Source organism: Granulicella sibirica, from assembly GCF_004115155.1.
GTDB lineage: Bacteria > Acidobacteriota > Terriglobia > Terriglobales > Acidobacteriaceae > Edaphobacter > Edaphobacter sibiricus.
This window is the reverse complement of sequence record NZ_RDSM01000003.1, coordinates 917,561-934,974: the sequence shown is the minus strand read 5'-3', so window position 1 is coordinate 934,974 and position 17,414 is coordinate 917,561. Positions and strand designations below refer to the sequence as shown.

12 protein-coding genes are annotated in these 17,414 nt (G+C 62.6%); 4 read left to right on the top strand and 8 right to left on the bottom strand.

What is annotated here, in order from left to right:
• The first annotated feature begins 70 nt into the window (after positions 1 to 70).
• The 3 genes from GRAN_RS20590 to GRAN_RS20580 are packed head-to-tail and all read left to right on the top strand — an operon-like array spanning position 71 to position 6,081.
• Positions 71 to 1,930 carry a glycoside hydrolase family 35 protein gene (locus tag GRAN_RS20590; protein ID WP_128914889.1) on the top strand — a complete coding sequence of 620 codons (1,860 nt, stop codon included), beginning with the start codon at positions 71 to 73 and terminating at the stop codon, positions 1,928 to 1,930.
• Between the two features lie 3 nt (positions 1,931 to 1,933).
• Positions 1,934 to 4,690, top strand: a complete 2,757-nt coding sequence (locus GRAN_RS20585) for a glycosyl hydrolase (RefSeq protein WP_421800865.1) — start codon at positions 1,934 to 1,936, stop codon at positions 4,688 to 4,690.
• Entirely contained in the window at positions 4,687 to 6,081 is a 1,395-nt protein-coding gene (locus GRAN_RS20580; protein ID WP_128914887.1) for a glycoside hydrolase family 28 protein, read from the top strand. The genes GRAN_RS20585 and GRAN_RS20580 overlap by 4 nt, the downstream gene beginning before the upstream one ends.
• On the opposite strand, the gene GRAN_RS20575 is transcribed toward GRAN_RS20580, so the two are convergent.
• The 7 genes from GRAN_RS20575 to GRAN_RS20545 all read right to left on the bottom strand — a co-directional run bounded on the left by GRAN_RS20575 (position 6,071) and on the right by GRAN_RS20545 (position 15,152).
• Positions 6,071 to 7,534 (bottom strand): rhamnulokinase, encoded by a 1,464-nt coding sequence (locus GRAN_RS20575; protein WP_241655044.1) that lies wholly within the window; start codon positions 7,532 to 7,534, stop codon positions 6,071 to 6,073. The two genes, GRAN_RS20580 and GRAN_RS20575, sit on opposite strands and share 11 nt — an antisense overlap.
• Entirely contained in the window at positions 7,531 to 9,747 is a 2,217-nt protein-coding gene (locus GRAN_RS20570) for a bifunctional rhamnulose-1-phosphate aldolase/short-chain dehydrogenase (protein WP_128914886.1), read from the bottom strand. Before GRAN_RS20570 ends, GRAN_RS20575 begins: the two co-directional genes overlap by 4 nt.
• A 118-nt stretch (positions 9,748 to 9,865) precedes the next feature.
• On the bottom strand, positions 9,866 to 10,951 hold the full coding sequence (locus GRAN_RS20565; protein WP_241655043.1) for a substrate-binding domain-containing protein: 1,086 nt from the start codon (positions 10,949 to 10,951) through the stop codon (positions 9,866 to 9,868).
• Positions 10,952 to 11,051: 100 nt separating this feature from the next.
• Positions 11,052 to 12,254: a sugar isomerase gene (locus GRAN_RS20560; protein ID WP_128914884.1), complete on the bottom strand. Its 1,203-nt coding sequence runs from the start codon at positions 12,252 to 12,254 to the stop codon at positions 11,052 to 11,054.
• 53 nt (positions 12,255 to 12,307) lie between these two features.
• The gene (locus tag GRAN_RS20555) at positions 12,308 to 13,009 is read right to left on the bottom strand and encodes a LutC/YkgG family protein (RefSeq protein ID WP_241655042.1); all 702 of its coding nucleotides are present in this window, start codon (positions 13,007 to 13,009) and stop codon (positions 12,308 to 12,310) included.
• Complete coding sequence (locus GRAN_RS20550; protein WP_128914882.1) at positions 12,982 to 14,415, bottom strand: LutB/LldF family L-lactate oxidation iron-sulfur protein; 1,434 nt, start codon at positions 14,413 to 14,415, stop codon at positions 12,982 to 12,984. The genes GRAN_RS20555 and GRAN_RS20550 overlap by 28 nt, the downstream gene beginning before the upstream one ends.
• A complete protein-coding gene (locus GRAN_RS20545) occupies positions 14,412 to 15,152 on the bottom strand; it encodes a (Fe-S)-binding protein (RefSeq protein WP_128915137.1) in 741 nt (246 codons plus the stop codon). Before GRAN_RS20545 ends, GRAN_RS20550 begins: the two co-directional genes overlap by 4 nt.
• A gap of 106 nt (positions 15,153 to 15,258) precedes the next feature.
• Here GRAN_RS20545 and GRAN_RS20540 point away from each other — a divergent pair, with 106 nt between their 5' ends.
• Positions 15,259 to 16,485, top strand: coding sequence for an L-rhamnose/proton symporter RhaT (locus GRAN_RS20540; RefSeq protein ID WP_338323460.1), 1,227 nt, complete (start codon positions 15,259 to 15,261; stop codon positions 16,483 to 16,485).
• A 62-nt stretch (positions 16,486 to 16,547) separates the two neighbouring features.
• Here GRAN_RS20540 and GRAN_RS20535 read toward each other — a convergent pair whose 3' ends face one another.
• Positions 16,548 to 17,411 (bottom strand): ABC transporter permease, encoded by an 864-nt coding sequence (locus GRAN_RS20535; protein ID WP_241655041.1) that lies wholly within the window; start codon positions 17,409 to 17,411, stop codon positions 16,548 to 16,550.
• Between the last annotated feature and the right edge of the window lie 3 nt (positions 17,412 to 17,414).

Genomic DNA, 17,414 nt, shown 5'->3' with positions numbered 1-17,414 from the left:
GACCACCTTGACTGCCCAATCCGCGGTAGGCTATCGTCACCGTGTCTGGAAATAGTTCCCCTATCGAACCATGAAGAGACTCCTTCTCCTCTGCGCCGCAGCCCTGGCCCTCCACGCGCCAGCCCAGACGCATCGCTTCGCCATCGAAGCCGACCACTTCACCCTCGACGGCAAACCCTACAAAGTCCTCTCCGGCGAACTCCACTACGCCCGCATCCCCCGCGAGTACTGGCATGCCCGCCTCAAGATGGCTCGCGCCATGGGCCTCAACACCGTCGCCACCTACGTCTTCTGGAACGTCCACGAGCCCACTCCCGGCCACTACGACTTCTCCGGCCAGAATGACGTCGCCGCCTTCATCCGCACCGCCCAGGAGGAAGGCCTCCACGTCATCCTCCGCACCGGCCCCTACTCCTGCGCCGAGTGGGATCTTGGCGGACTTCCGCCGTGGCTCCTCGCCGACCCTCAATCCGCTGCCGCCATCCGATCCAACGACCCCGCCTTCATGGTCCCTGCCGAACGCTGGCTCCGCCGCCTAGCCCAGGAGCTCACGCCACTACAGGTAGGCCGTGGTGGCCCCATCCTGATGACGCAGATCGAAAACGAGTATGGCAACTTCGGCCCCGTCCCCACCGATGACCCGCACGCCTACATGGCGCACCTGAAGGAAATCTTCCTCTCCGCCGGCTTCACCGATTCCCTGCTCTTCTCCGGCGACAACTGGCGCAACATCCCCAAGGGCTACCTCGATGGGCTCTTCGCAGCCACCAACTTCGGCATCTCCAACGCCCAGGGCGGCACCGACGCCATCCACAAGCTCCGCCCCAACGACCCCATCTTCGTCTCCGAATACTGGCCCGGCTGGTTCGATCACTGGGGCCACCCTCACGAGACCCGCCCCACCGCACCCCAGCTCGAAGACATCGACTACATCCTCACCCACGGCTCCGGGATCAACCTCTACATGTTTCACGGCGGCACGAGCTTCGGCTTCATGGCCGGATCCTCGTACATCGGCGGAAACTTCCTCCCTGACGTCACAAGCTACGACTACGACGCGCCCCTCGACGAATCCGGCCGCCCCACCCCCAAGTACTTCGCCTACCGCAAAGTCTTCGCCAAGTTCGCCTGCCCTGACCAGACCGAGTCCTGCCTTCCCGCCGTTCCAACGCCCCTCGAGCCCATCGCCATCCCCACCGTGATCCTGGCCAGCGCCGGAACCCTCTGGGACCATCTGCCCAATCCCATCCAAAGCGAACAGCCGCAGTCGATGGAGCACTTCGGCCAGTCCTACGGCTACATCCTCTATCGCCATCAGCTCACCGCACCCGTCTCCGGCGACCTCGTCCTGAACGAGGTTCACGACTACGCCAGGATCTACCTCGAAGGCAAGCTGGCCGGCACCCTCGACCGCCGCGACAAGCAGACCAGCCTGCCCATCACCACCACCGCCCCCGCCCGGCTCGACATCCTCGTCGCCAACGACGGCCGGGTAAACTCCACCCACACTATGCGCACGGAGCTAAAGGGCATCACCAAATCCGTCACCCTCGCCGGCGCTCCGCTGACAGACTGGCAGGTCTTTCCCCTTCCCATGCCGGAAGCCCCTGCCCGCCATGCGCCCGGCAAAGATCCGGACGCCCCCCAGATTCTGACAGCCACCTTCGAGTTGCAGCACCCTGGGGACACCTTTCTCGACATCCACTTCCTCGGCAAGGGAGCCATATGGCTCAACGGCCATCCGCTCGGCCGCTTCTGGAATGCAGGCCCGCAGCAGACCCTCTATGTCCCCGCCCCCTGGCTCAAAGCAGGAACGAACACTATCGTCGCGGTCGATCTGCTTCCGCAGCCTCATCCGTCCGTGACCGGCCTAGACCATCCCATCCTCGACGGCCCGACAGCCGCGAACACGCACAGCAAGCAGGAGTAGCCCGTGAATTCGCCGCGCAGCCGAACCGTATCCTTGTGGAAAAGAACCGTCCTGCCACTCGCAGCCGCGTGCGTCGCGACATCATTTCCATCATCGGCAAGTCCCTTATATGCAGCAACATCGATCGATAACCTGAGAAAAACATTTCAGTCTCCACCGGACTCCGCCAAACCAATGGTCCGCTGGTGGTGGTTTGGCACAGCGGTGGAAAAGCCAGAGATCCTCCTCGAACTCCAGCAGATGAAAGCCGACGGAATCGGCGGAGCCGAGCTCGCCTTCGTCTACCCGGAGGTACTCGACGACCCTGCCCACGGCCTCAAAAACCTCCCGTTCCTCTCGCCCGAGATGCTAGACGCCGTCACCTACGCGCAGCAGGAGGCCCGCAAACTTGGCCTGCGCATCGACGTCACCCTCTGCAGCGGCTGGCCCTACGGTGGTGCCGACACCCCAATCGGGGAGGCCGCCGGAACCCTCCGTACCTTGGAAATCCCCCTGCCGGCTAGCGCGACCAGGGCTCCCCTGCCGAAACTCCTCGACGCGGACGAGATCGTCTCCGAGGTCATTGTCGACGGATCACCAAAGCACTGGGACGCCTCCACCGCCCGCCCGCTCATCGAGCCCATCCCCCCGTCCACTTCCCCCCGCGTCGCCCTCTTCTTCATCGCCGGACACACCCGCCAGCAGGTCAAGCGCGCCGCCGTGGGCGCCGAAGGCTTCGTCCTCGACCCCTTCAGCCACCAGGCCGTCGCCACGCACCTCGAGAAGGTAGGCGAGCCTCTCGTCAAAGCCTTCGGTGACACCCCGCCCTACGCCATTTTCTCCGACTCGCTCGAAGCCTACGGTGCCGATTGGACCCCAACCCTCCCCTGGGAGTTCAACCGCCGCCGAGGCTATAACCTGATCCCCCACCTTCCGGAACTCGTCGCCGGTGGCACCCCAGCCGCCGAGAAGGTCCGTCACGACTACGGGCGCACTCTCACTGAACTCGTCAACGAGAATTACCTGACCCAGATCAACAAGTGGGCCATCGCTCGCAACACGAAGTTCCGCTCGCAAACCTATGGCGAACCAGCAGTTAGCTTCTCCAGTCAGAACTTAGCCGGACTTCCCGAGGGAGAGGGCCCGCAGTGGCGCGCCTTCTCCACCCTGCGCTGGGCTTCCTCCGCGAACCACGTCTTCGGCAATAACATCACCTCTGGCGAGACCTTCACCTGGCTCCACTCTCCGGTCTTCCGCGCCACTCCACTCGACATGAAGGCCGAAGCCGACATCGATTTCATCATGGGCGAGAACCAGCTCATCTTCCACGGCTGGCCCTACTCCGCCCCGGGCGTCCCCGAACCCGGCTGGAGCCTCTATGCGGCCGCCAGCTTCAACCACCACAACCCCTGGCACCCTGTTCTACCAGCCGTCGACCAGTACATCGCCCGCATCAGCGCCCTCCTCCGCGAAGGCGAGCCAGCGAACCAGGTCGCCGTTCTCGTCCCCACCGATGACGCCTGGGCGAGCTTCGCGCCCCCGAAGGTGACCGTGACGGGGGCGATGAAGGACTTCATCCAGCCATCGCTCCTGTCGGCCATCCTGTCCTCCGGTTACAACTTCGACTTTGCCGATGCCGAAGCCATCAACCGACTCGGGATCCATCACCAGATCCTCGTCCTCCCCCCCACAACCCGCATCCCCCTCGACACCCTCGCCAAAATCAACGCCTTCGCCAAGGCTGGAGGCAAGGTCGTCGCCGTTGGCCACCTTCCCACACTCGACCCCGATGGCAGATCATCGCCGGAGCTTACGGCTCTCGCGAACACCATCCCAGTCATCCCTGACGACGCTCGACTCGGCAAAGCCCTCGGTGATCTTGCATCGCCTGACCTTAAATTTTCTGAAAGCGAAGCGTCTGTGACGGGAGCTATTGGGTTCATTCGTAGGAAGTTACCTGATGCAGATCTCTACTTCGTCACGAATACATCCAACCTTCCGGTTTCCGCTACAGCCGCCTTCGGAACCCACTTCACGGGCGGCGAACAATGGGATACCGACACCGGAGCAGCCCGACCCGCCACGCCAGCTGGAACCCGCGTTACGCTCGCCCCTTATGAGTCACGCATCTTCGTCTTCAGCCAGAGCGCGCCGGCCCCCGCGCCACCTTTCACCCCATCCCATCAGCTCTCTGACCTCTCCTCCGGCTGGAACGTCAGCTTTTCCGCCTTGGGCAAGTCCACCCCCGAACCGGCTCTAACCGACTGGACCTCCGATCCCGCCACGAGGAACTACTCCGGCGAAGCGGTCTACGCCCGCACCTTCCGCCTGCCCGCCACCCTAGCCACGGTCTATCTAAAGATCGATGGCGGCACCGCCCTCCCCGGCTCACCCTCCTCCACATCCGAGCATCCGGCCCTGCTCCCGAACGGGCTTCCCGATCCAAAAGTCACCCGTACTGGCCCAGGCATGCACGCCTACTACGACCCGCCCATTCGCGAAGCCGCCCTCGTCACCGTGAATGGCCAACCCGCCGGAGCCCTCTGGCACCCGCCCTACCGCCTCGACATCTCGAAGTTCCTCAAATCCGGCGAAAACAAAATCGAACTCCACGTCTACAACACCGCCCTCAACGCCTGGTCGGCCCTGCCACCCCACGACTATAAGCCGCTGATCCAGAAGTACGGCGACCGCTTCCAGATGCAGGATCTCGACAAGGTCCAGCCCATCCCCTCCGGCATCCTGGGCAAGATCTACCTCGTCACCGGAGAAGAACAATGACCCGCTTCCTCGCTCTCGCTCTTCTCGCAGCCAGCCTTCACCAGGCGAAAGGAGCCACGGTCAAAGCCAACGACTTCGGCGCCAGGGGCGACGGCACCATCCTCGACACCGCCGCCATCCAGCGCGCCATCGACGAAGCCGCCAAAACTCACGGCACGGTCACCTTCGCCCCTGGAACCTACCTCACTGGATCCCTCTTCCTAAAATCGGGCATCACCTTGGACGTCCCGGCAGGCGTCACCCTCATCGGCTCCGAACACCTCGAAGACTACCCGCAGCTTCCCACCCGCATCGCCGGAATCGAGATGACCTGGCCCGCCGCCCTTATCAACGTCCGCGACCAGCAGAACGTCACCCTCACCGGCCACGGCACCATCGACGGAGACGGCCCCATCTGGTGGAAGTCCTACTGGGACCTCCGCAAGACCTACGAGCCCCGCGGCCTCCGCTGGGCGTCCGACTACGATGCCCGCCGCCCCCGCCTCGTCCTCCTGCAAAACGCCTCGAACGTCCACCTCGGCGGCGGCATCACCCTCCGGCGCTCCGGCTTCTGGACCATCCAGGTCCTCTACTCCCACGACATCGCCATCGAAGACGTCACCATCCGCAACAACGAAGGCGGTAAAGGCCCCTCCACCGACGGGATCGACATCGACTCCTCGAAGAACATCCTTGTCGCCCACGCTGACATCGACGTCAACGACGACGCACTCTGCCTCAAGGACGGCCGCGACTCCGACGGACTCCGCGTCAACCGGCCCACCGAGAACGTGGTTCTCCGCGACTCCATCATCCGCCACGGCGCAGCCGCCGTCACCATCGGCAGCGAGACCTCCGGGGGCTTCCGCAACATCGAGGCCTACAACCTCACCGCGCTTGCAGGCGTTGGTTCCGGCGTCCTCATCAAGTCGGCGCACACTCGCGGCGGCTGGGCTGACGATATCCGCTTCCACGACATGACCTTCACCGGTGTCCCCATCCCCATCCACGTCACCATGAACTGGAACCCAAGCTACAGCTACGCCACCCTCCCCGAGGGCGCAAAGGACGTTCCCCCCTACTGGAAGGTCCTCACCACCAAGGTCCCCGAAGCCCAGGGCCTCCCGCACTTCCGCAACGTCCACATCTGGAACATCAAGGCCACCGGCGCCAAAACCGCCGTCCAGGTCGCCGCCTACCCCAACGCCACCCTCGATAGCTTCCGCCTCGACCACATCGACATCGCCGCCCAGACCGCCGGAACCATCGCCGACTCCAAAGACTGGACTCTCACCGACGTCAACATCCAGACCGCCGACGGCTCGAAGCTGGCCGTCCTCCCACCCGGAGCCACCCCACCGAAAGAAGCAACCGCCTTCGGCGACCGCGAGCCCGTCACGCCTAAGCCATAACCCCGACCAGTAGTTCGGCCCAGTGCGACACGTTCTCGGCGAACACCCCCGTCACCCGGTCACGGTCTCCATCGAGCACCGCCAACTGCACCGCAAAGTTTCCGACAGTCGAACTCTCCGCCGAACCACGGAAGACCTTCAACCCCGTAGCCTCAGCCGTAAGCCGGTTCAAAAACTCGTTCTGGCTGGCCCCACCCACAACAAACAGCCGCTCCAGCTCCTTACCTGAATGAAGAGCGATCCGCTTGAGCACCTGTGCATATCGGGCCGCCAGGCTGTGAAAGATCAACGAAGCCATCGCCGGAGCCCCAGCTGACGACTCGTCCATCGGCCTCCGCCCCTTCGCCTGCCTCTGCCGATTGATCCTCTGCGGCATATCCCCTGCCAGAAGCAGATCCGGATCATCCACATCCAGCATCCCCGTCGGTTTTTCCACCGCTTCAGCCGCCTTCACCAGATCTTCAATCTTCCACGCCTTCCCCTCAGCCGCCCACGCATCCATGCACTGCCGCACCAGCCACATGCCATTCACATTCTTGTGGAAGCAAACCCGATCCCCAACCGCCCCGAGATTCGTAAAGTTCTCCGCCTTCACCGCATCCCCGCTCCGAGGCTGTTCCAGCAGCGTCCCCACCAGCGACCAGGTCCCCGAGCTGATATAGGCCCAATCGTTCCCCACCGCCGGAATCCCCGCAATCGCCGAAGCCGTATCGTGGCATCCCGGCGCGATCAGCACCGTATCCCGAAACGCCTCCAGTCCGGCGAGCGGCCCTGAAAGCCTCCCAACCACAGTTCCCGGCGGAACGATGGTCAGCGCCCGTCCCGGCGCGAAGCCCATCGCGTCGAAGATCTCCTCCGACCAGACCTTCCGGTACAGGTCCACCATCTGCGTGTGCGTCGCATTCGTATACTCCGCCACACGCGACCCGCCCCAGCGGGCCAGGAAGTACTCCGGCAGGTTCATCCACTGCACGCCCGATGGCCGCTCCGCGAGCGTATCCGCATGAAGCTGGTAGAGCGTGTTGATCCGCAGGAGCTGAATCCCGGTAATCTCGCGCAGCCGTTCCGGAGAGATCTTCTTGTGCGCCGAGACTTCGGCGGCCAACGTCCTCTCATCGCGATAGCAGAAAGGATCTTCGAGCGGAGCCCCATCCGCGTCGATCCGGACATAGTCCACCGCCCACCCATCGACCGCGATGGAGCGAATCCCCTCCGTGGCGATCCGCGCACACTTCCGGAGGCCATCCTCAAGCCCTGCCGCGATCATGTTCAGATCCCAGCGCAGTCCGCCATCGCTCTCACGCGGGTTATTGGCAAACCGATGCACAAGCTCAACGCGCGCCTTGCCGTCCGTCCAGCGCAGCATCGAGACGCGGCAGCTCTCAGCTCCGAGATCGACGGCGATGAGCGCCCGCCGGTCTCTTGGGGCGAGAGCTGCCCAATCCGGCTTCACCGCAGGTAGGCCTCGACGAGGCCTCCATCCACGGGAATCAGGTGGCCCGTCGTGCAACGCGCGGCAGGGCCCGCGAGGAACATAATGGCCGCCGCGCAGTCCTTCGGATCGATCGGCTGATGCGTCAGCGTCCTCTTCGCATAGAAGCCTGCGAGCACATTCCGCAGCCCGTCATCGGTATCCGTCTCGACGAACGGCAGGTTGTACTTCTTGAGGGAAGCGATCACACGGTCGCGCGGGAACATCGTCGAGCCCTTCACCACCGTCGCCGGGCTGATGCCGTTCACCCTCACAAGCGGAGACATGCTGACAGCCAACTCGCGCACAAGGTGGCTCAAGGCCGCCTTGCTGACGTCGTATGCCTCGCTGCCCTTCTTCGCGACAACCGCGTTGGCCGAACTGGTCAGGACGATGCTTCCATCGATTCCCTGGTCCTTGAAGATCGAGGTGGATTCATCGGTGAGCAGGTAGTTCGCCGTGACGTTGACCTCGAGCGTCAAAGCCCACATCGCATCGTTGATGATGCCGTCCGGCGACGAAGGAAACAGCGCCGCCGTATTGATCAGGATGTCGATCCCGCCAAACTGCTGCAGCGTCGCATTGAGGGCAGCCTTGATCGTCTTGCGGTCACGGATATCGATGCTCGTCCAGGAGACCGTCTCCTTGCCCGAGAGCGCCGCAACCTCAGCCGCGACCGCCTCCGCACCAGCGGTATCGCGGTCCGCAACAACCACATGCGCCCCGCGCGCCGAAGCCAGCAGCGCGACTTCGCGGCCAATGCCGCTTCCTCCGCCGACGATAAGCGCCACCCTGCGGCTCAGTTCCTTCTCAGGCGGCTGCCGGCGGATCTTCGCCTCTTCAAGCTTCCAGTACTCGATACGGAACGCCTCGCTCGCGGGCAGCGCGACATAGTTCGAGAACATCTTGAACTGATCGGCTGTCGCTGCCGGACCAGCCTGCGGAATGTCCGTGCACGTCACGCCCGCACCGAGCGCGCCCGCCCCCTGCATCACGCCGATGGCGTTGATGTAGAACTCGCCGGTAAGCCGGGCCTCGGTCTTGTTCTTGCCGAAGGTAAACATCCCGACACCCGGAATCAGAACCACCGTGGGGCTCGCATCGCGCAGCGCCGGAGAATCCGCCACGGCGTGGTTCTTGTAATACTGCGCGTACTCCGCCCGATAGGTCTCAAGCGCGGTCTCGATGATCCCCTTCAGCTCGCCCGGATCGCTCTCCGGACTCCAGTCGATGTACATCGGGCGGATCTTGGTACGGATAAAGTGATCCGGGCAGCTCGTACCCAGGTGCGCCAGGTCCTTCGCATGAGTGGAGTTCACGAAGTCCAGCACCTGCGGGATATCCGAAAAGCTGCCGATCCACCTCTGCTTCCGCGACACGAGCCCGCGCAGGTACGGGAAGATCTCAAGCGCGATCTCCGAACGATCCTCGCGCGTCTTCACCTTGCCGCCGCCGAAATGCACATGACCCGCCGTCGCGCCGTGCCGCTGGATGAACTGGCCAAGCTGGTCGATGATCGTGATGGTGTTCAGGTAGCTCTCGCGCTGCGTCTCACCCCACGTAAACAGACCGTGCCCGCCGAGCACGACGCCATCGCACCCCGGCGTCTCTTCAACGATCTTCCGCAGCATCATGCCAAGCTCGAACCCCGGGCGCTGCCAAGGCAGCCAGGCCAGCGTGTGGCCGAATTCCTTATTGAACTCCTCCATCTTCAGCTTGCCATTCGCGGAAGCCGCAAGCGCGATGCCCCAGTCGGGATGAAGGTGGTCGACGTGCGGAAAGGGCAAAAAACCATGCAGCGGGGTATCGATCGACGCGGCGACGGGGTTGTTGTTAAACGTACACATCGGGTACAGGTCGACCATCTCATCTTCGAGTTCGACGCCCTTGTAAGCTTTCTCGAGCGAGAGCAAGCGATCGAGATACAGCGTCGCAAAACCGGCGCGCTTGATACTTCCGAGGTCCCCACCGCTTCCCTTTACCCACAGCACCTTCACCGGGTCGCCCGTAATCGGGTCGGCCTGCACCAGCTTCGAGCTCGTATTGCCCCCGCCGAAGTTTGTAATCCTCAGGTCCGAGCCGAGGAGGTTCGACCGGTACCGCAGCAACTCCGGCTCATCCAGCTTTGCGGCTACCGCATCATCCCAACGATCTTCGAGAAACTGAAGCTTACCCTGCTTGCTTACGTCCGACATGAATCACTCCTGATAAAGCCAATTCCAGCCCGTCCATCATTCCACAGCAAAGACCAATACAGCAACTATTCCGAATGAGAATATCTCGCGAACTTTGCCGTGCGCAACGATCAAGAATTTAGACCTTCGCCGTATCCCGCAGGACCATCTTGTGGTCGACGTAGTTGTACGGCGGAACGTGCTGCCCGCGCAAAAGCGACAAGCCAAGATGAATCAGACTCGGCCCGTACGAACTCGTCTCATGCGATACGGAACCGATGAGCGGAGAGCGCTCGCTGTGCATCTCGGCAACCGCCTCGGCGATACAATCCTGCCCGAGAATCGCCACGTGCTTCTCGCGTCCTGCCTGCCGCACTGCGTCCACCGCCCCAAGAGCGCTCGTATCGTTGCTCGCCGCGATCAGGATGTGCCGGTCCTTTGGATGCCTCTGCAGAAAGTCCGAGACTAGCTTCTTGCTCTTGTCCCGCATCCCCCTGCAATCGATGCGCACGAAGCACTCCACCGGGATATCCGGGATCGTTCCCCGCACCCCCTCAAACGCGCCCGTGATGCGGCTCTGCACCAACTGACCAGCCTCCGGAAGATCGAGGCCAATCACCCAATCGACCTTCCCGCCCCAGTTCTTCACCGAGTGCGCCGCCAGCGCCTCGCCCGCCTCAAACCCTACGCGGTAGTTGTCCACGCCAAAGTACGTCGCGTGCGGATGCGGAATATCGATCGCGATCATGGGAATCTTCGCCGCCGCAATCTTGTCCGCGATCACCGGCGCGACCTCCTGCTCGACCTGGAACTCGATCACGAGGTCCACGCGGCTCCGCACGAACTCCTCGGCGTTCCGGATCGCGGTAGCGGCGTCGTAGCAGTTATCCAGGATCACGAGATCGACTCCGACGTTCGCCGCCGCCTCTTTCAGGCTCTCCGTCACCTCGACCGAGAACGGCATGTCCGCGCTCTGGCTGCCGAAGCCGAACCGCATCTTGGTCGGCCGCGTCACCTGCCGGTATGTTCCATCCTGGGCCTGCGCGATGTACCCGCGATGAACGAAAGTCTTCAGCACGCGATAGACCGTCGTCTTCGAGATACGCGTCTGCCGGTGAACCGCCTCGAGCGTCATCGGCTGGTTCTCAGCCTGGAGAAGCTCGAGAATATCGAGCGCCTTCGACAGCACGGGAATCAGGTAAAGTCGTTTCGTCGTCTTCTGCAACGTTCTTGCTCCGCAATGAACTGGGAATGCCGCAACTACAGCGCTTACGCCCCTCATTCAATCACGAAACTGTTCCGCTGTGATTCCCGATTGAATTTCCTCAGGCGTAGCTCGATCCCGCCCCCGCATTCGCAGCCTCCCGCTCGCGGGTAATCGACTCGAGATACCGGCCCGTTCGCAGACTGTCCAGTGGATCAGCCGGAAGCCCACGCGCCGTTCTCCACTCCCGCACCAGCGGCCGAACATCCGTCCAGAACGCTGACCGGAAGCACTCTTCCGCTTCCACCAGACGGCACTCGTCCTGAAGCCCGGCGAGCATCTCCTGGTCGACAAGCGCAGCCTTCGCATACATCTCCTGCGCCGCGACCACCGTCTGCACCATCGCCTCCATCTTCCCTTTCATATTGTGGCTCTGGTCGATCATGAACGCCACCCCGGCCGTCTCGTCCTTCTTCGCCGAAAGCATCTCGTGGAAGATCCGAAACACCTGGTACGGATCGATGGACCCAAGCGTCAGATCGTCATCCGCATACTTCCGATCGTTGAAGTGAAACCCACCCAAAGCATTCAGGTGCAGAAGCCACGCAACGATCTGCTCGATGTTCGTCCCCTGGTAATGATGCCCCGTGTCGACGAGCACCTTAGCCTTCGGCCCTGCCCGCCGAGCCAGTTCGAGCGCCATCCCCCAGTCCGCGATATCCGTGTGATAGAAAGCCGGCTCGAACGGCTTGTACTCCACGAGCATCCTTTGCTCGTCACCAAGCGCGGCATGCGTCTTGCCCAGGATCTCCTCCATCCACTCCACCCGACGCCGCATGCTCTGCGTCCCCGGGTAGTTCGACCCATCCGACACCCACATCGAAACGTCCTTCGAGCCAAGCGCCTTGCCAATCTCCACCGATTCGATCAGGTGCGCCAGTGCCTTCGCCCGCACCTCCGGGTTCGGGTTACAGATCGACCCGTACTTATACTCCTGCTCCTGGAAGAGGTTCGGGTTGATCGACCCCGACTTGATCCCATGCTTGGCCTCAAGCCCCTTGATCTCGTCCACGCTGCCAAGCCCCTTCGGCAAATCCCACAGGACATGCAGCGCAACCGTCGGCACCGCTCCCGTCAACCGATTTACCTCGGCCGCGTCGGCAAACTTCTGCGCGATCGTGCTCGCCGCCGCCGGCTGCATGAACTTCCCGAACCGCGTTCCCGTGTTCGCGAATCCCCAGGACGGCACCTCGATCTTGAAGCTATCCAGCGCCGCCCACACCCGTTCCGTCCCCGCCGACCGCACTCCATTATTTGTACTCATCGCACCCTCTCCTGAACCGTCATCCATCAGAAATCCGTCAACCGCAAAACGTCCTACGCCGAACGCGCAACGTCATCCATCACAAGCAGCACATCCAGAAACCGTGGCCCATGCACACCCTTGATGCGTGTCATTTCGATGTCCGCCGTCGCCGACGGCCCCGAGATAAACGTCGTCGCAAACGCCGGCCGCGTTGCCAACACATCCATCGCCTCCGGCACAGTCGCAACCACCGCCGATGCCCTCACCAGGCAAAGGTGATAGTCCGGCACAAGCGACACCGCCCGCCGGCCCTGCCCGGGCACCGTCTGCAACACAATCGTCCCCGTCTCCGCGATCGCCAAAGTCGACTCCGTCATCACCCCTTCAAACCGATCGATCGACTCAACCGATAGCCCATCGTCCACCGCAAATGCAAACCCCTCCGGCAGCCATGCCGCGGTAACGCCCGGCGCCGCCAGCATCCGCGTCCGCCCCCGTTCCCCGAGCATCCCCAGCACCGCAGCTGCCACGCCCTCCGAAGCCACGCGCAAAACATGCGCGTCATAGTCCCGCAGCCGATCCTCCAGCAACTCCAGCACCGCTTCCCGCCCCAGGGTCGAAGTCCGCCGATACTCCCGCGGAATGGCTGCCCACTCCTCCGCAGCATTCCCCGCGCCCGCCCCCGCAGCAGCATTCGCCGTGCGAATCCGCCCAAGCATCAACTCTCTACTTGCGGTCGAAGCATTCACGACGCACCCCCACGCTTCTCCCACCAGTCGCGAAACGTCTCCTTCGGCATCTCCCGCAGATCCCTCACCTGCGTCCATCCGCCGAGCAGCCCGGGCAGCCAGCCAATCCATCCATCCTTGTCCACCAGCGGCGTCTCTGCCATCCGCCCGAACCGCTGCGCCGCGCGAAACCGCCTCTCGCTGCGAAAGATCATCCCCACCGTCTTCATCGCCGCAGCTTCGGGATCGAAGAACCCCTTCTGCTCGACGACCCTGTTCCGCAGATGCACCAGTACCTCCGGAATATTGATCTTCACCGGGCACACCTCGTAGCACGCCCCACACAGCGACGACGCATACGGCAGCGTCTGCGCATAGTGCATCTCCTGCAACTGCGGCGTCAGGATCGCCCCAATCGGCCCCGCATACACCGACCCATACGCATGGCCACCCGTCTGCCGATACACTGGGCACGCGTTCTGGCAGGCACCGCAGCGTATGCAGTTCAGCGTCTGCCGTCCCTCGCTATCCTCGAGAACCTTCGTCCGCGCATTGTCCATCAGCACTATATGGAACGCCTTCGGACCATCCACCCCGCGCGGATCCACCCCATTCCAGATCGAGTTATACGGGTTCATCCGCTCCCCCGTAGCCGACCGTGGAAGCAACTGCAGCAGCACCTCGAGATCCGCCAACCGCGGCACGACCTTATCGATGCCGGCAATTGTAATCAGCGTCTCCGGCAGCGTCAGGCACATCCGCCCGTTCCCTTCGCTCTCGACGACGCACACCCCACCCGTCTCCGCGATCAGGAAGTTCGCCCCGCTCACGCCTGTCTTCACCGTCAGAAACTTCTTCCGCAGAAACAGACGCGCTGCGTCCGCAAGATCCTGCGGCGTATCGCCAAGGTTCGGCAGATTCATCTCCCGCTTGAAGATCTCGCGAATCTGCTGCCTGTTCTTATGCAGCGCCGGAACGACGATGTGCGACGGCTGGTCGCCCCCAAGCTGAATGATCAGCTCGGCCAGGTCCGTCTCGTACGGTGTAATCCCCGCGCCTTCCAGAGCCTTGTTGAGCTGAATCTCCTCCGTCGTCATCGACTTGATCTTGATGACCTCGTGCGACCCCGAAGCCTTCACGAGCCCGATGACGATCTGCCGCGCCTCGTCCGCGTCCTTCGCCCAGTGCACCACGCCACCCGCGGCCGTGCATTTCCGTTCGAACTCCTCGAGATACACATCCAGGAACTTCATCGTGTGCTCGCGAACCCTGCGCCCGGTCTCCCGAAGCTCCTGCCAGTCCGGCATTTCGCCCACAACGCGAGCCCGCTTCGCCTGGATGATGTCCGTCGCGTGACGCACGTTCTTCCGCATCTGCGTGTCCCCGACGAGCACCTTCGCCGCCATCGGGAAAGTCGGAGCCGTCTTCGGATCGAGCGCGACGCCGCTCATGCCGCGCCTCCCGCTTCGCTCGCCAGGATCTCCGCCAGGTGAACCGTATGCACGCCAGTCCTCTGCCGGTGCAGCGACCCCTGGATATGCATCAGGCAACTGTTATCGCACGCCGTGCAGGCCTCGGCCCGTGTGTTCAGAACAGCCCGCGTCTTGTCCGCAAGCATCGCGCTCGAGACTTCTGCGTTCTTCACGGCGAACGTTCCGCCAAAGCCGCAGCACTCTTCCAGTCCCTGCAACTCGACGAGGTCGATTCCCCGCACCGCCTTCAACAGCTTCAGAGGCCCGTCGCCAAGCCCGAGGTTGCGCAGACCATGGCAGCTTGCGTGGTACGTCACCCGGTGCGGGTAGAAGGCTCCAACGTCCTCGAGCCCAAGCCGCTTCGTCAGAAACTCCGAAAACTCGTAAACGTTCGGCAACAGCGCTTCAACCTCGCGCGTCAGGTCAGCATTGCCGATGTGCGCCGCCATCTTCGGATAGTGATCCCGCATCATCGCCACGCACGAAGAAGATGGAACAACGACCGCCTCCGAACCTTTGAACTGCGCTACAAAGCGTTCCAGCAGGGGCATCGCCTCCGCTTGATAGCCGGTGTTGTAGTGCATCTGCCCGCAGCACGTCTGGCCTGCGGGAAACACCACCGTGTGGCCAAGCCGCTCGAGGACGCGAACGACTGCCTTTCCCGTCTCCGGGAAGAGCGTGTCGTTATAGCAGGTGATGAAGAGTGCAACTTGCAGGATGATCCCCTTGGCTGGCTGACGGAGACACGCTCCGGTCCAGATCACCCATTCACAATAGTCCAATAGGGAGTTTATTTCCAAGTGGTATACGCCATCGGTTACGATGGGACGCGTTCTTAGCGAATTCCAGTTGGTCATCGAGGCACGTCTCTTGGGAGCAAATCCGTTTATCGGCGTCATCTACCACTGGATCGGCGGCTTCGCGTCGGCCACCAACTTCATCCCGTTTCGCGGCATCAAGCGGTGGTCGTGGGAGGTGTACTGGCTGATCCAAGGGGTAGCGGCATGGCTGATTGCTCCGATGTTCTTCGCGTCGCTCCTGGTTCCGAACCTGTTTGGCATTCTGCGCGCGGCTCCCCACGAGAGCCTGGAATATGCACTTCTGTTCGGCGTGCTTTGGGGAGTGGGCGGCCTCACCTTCGGACTCGCCATCCGCTATCTCGGGATCGCCCTCGGATACGCCATCGCCCTCGGCCTGTGCACCGCCTTCGGAACGCTCGTCCCTCCCATCTTTCACGGACAGATCGGGGCGATCGCGCGTGAGTCTTCCGGTCAGATCATCCTTGTTGGCGTCTTCGTCTGCGTCATCGCCGTCGCGGTCAACGGCGCTGCGGGGTATTCGAAAGAAAAAGAAGTCACCGAAGAGGAAAAGGCCGAGGCCGGAGAGCGCGACTTCTCCTTCGGCAAAGGCATCGCCGTCGCGATCTTCGCCGGGTTCATGAGCAGCTTCTTCGCCTACGGACTCGATGCAGGAGCTCCCATCGCGAAGCTCGCGAAAGCGGAGTTGATCGCGAACCACAGGCTCGACCTCTGGCAGAATCTCCCCGTTCTCGTCGTCGTCCTCTGGGGAGGCTTCCTCACCAACTTCGTCTGGTCCGCCATCCTCATCCTCAAGAACCATTCGGCCCATCAGTTCACTGGCACGCCGGGACAAAATCCCCTGCGCGCTTCGGGAACGTCGGGCGACACGCTGGCGGACTACGATCCCCGGGATTCCGCATTCGAGCGTCTCGCTCCCAAGACCCTTGTCTTCAACTACATCTTCGCCGCCATGGCCGGGGTCATCTGGTACTTCCAGTTTTTCTTCTACTCGATGGGCCAGACCAAGATGGGCAAATATGACTTTTCGAGCTGGGCTCTCCACATGGCCAGCATCATCATCTTCGCCACGCTCTGGGGGTTGGCGCTCAAGGAGTGGCGCGGAACCAGCCGGCGGACACGAATCCTGGTAGCCAGCGGTCTCGCCCTCCTGATTGCTTCCACGCTGATCATCGGCTATGGAAACTATGTGAAGGCCATGCAGGATGCTGCGGTTGCAACGACCCCGTAATACGGGCGGCGGAGGGCCGGGTGCGGGACATGCGCGACCCACGTCCTGCCCAGCCCGAACTCCTACCCGATCACGCGCCGCAAGAAACCCTTGATTCCCACCACAGTCAGAAGGCACAGAAATACCACCAGCATCCCGAGAATCGCCACTGGATGCATATGCGGCAGAGTCGGCGTGAGTGCCGCTCTGAGGCCCTCACTCATATAGACGATCGGGTTCGCCAGCACCCCGATCTGGAGCACCGGAATCGGCCGAAGCGCCGCCCACGGATAATAAACACACCCCAGAAACGTAATCGGGATCACCACCACGCCAAAGATCAACCCGATCTGCTGCGGCTTTACGCTCGTCCCAATCACCAACCCCAGAGCCCCCGCCACCAGACTGGCCAGCGCCACAACAAGAATCAAAAACGGCCAACTCTCCACATGCACGACAGGCTTGACTGTAGGCACCCAGATCGCAAGCGGAAAGACCACGCACGCCGCAATCATCGACTGCACAGCCGAGAAGCAAATCTTCTCAATTGCCACAGCCGCAACCGGCAACGGACACATCACCCGGTCATCGATCTCGCGCGTAATCCCGAACTCCTGCGCCAGCGGCAGGGCCACAGCCGCGATCCCCGAAAACATGATACCAACCGCCATCAACCCAGGCAGCAGCACCGTCGAGAACCCACCACCCGCGCCCGACATAGCCGCCGTAGGATTCATCGAAGCCCCACCCGTCATGTGCGGCATGACGTACGTGAACACAAACAGAAACAGCAGCGGATTCATCCCCACCCGGATCACAAACGGAAAAAGCTCTCGCCGCAGCACATACGCATCGCGCAGAAACAGCCCCGCGAACGCCCGCGCATACTGCGTCATCTGTCCTCCCACCGGAGCCGCCTCCACCTTCACCACCGCACTCGTCGTCATCAC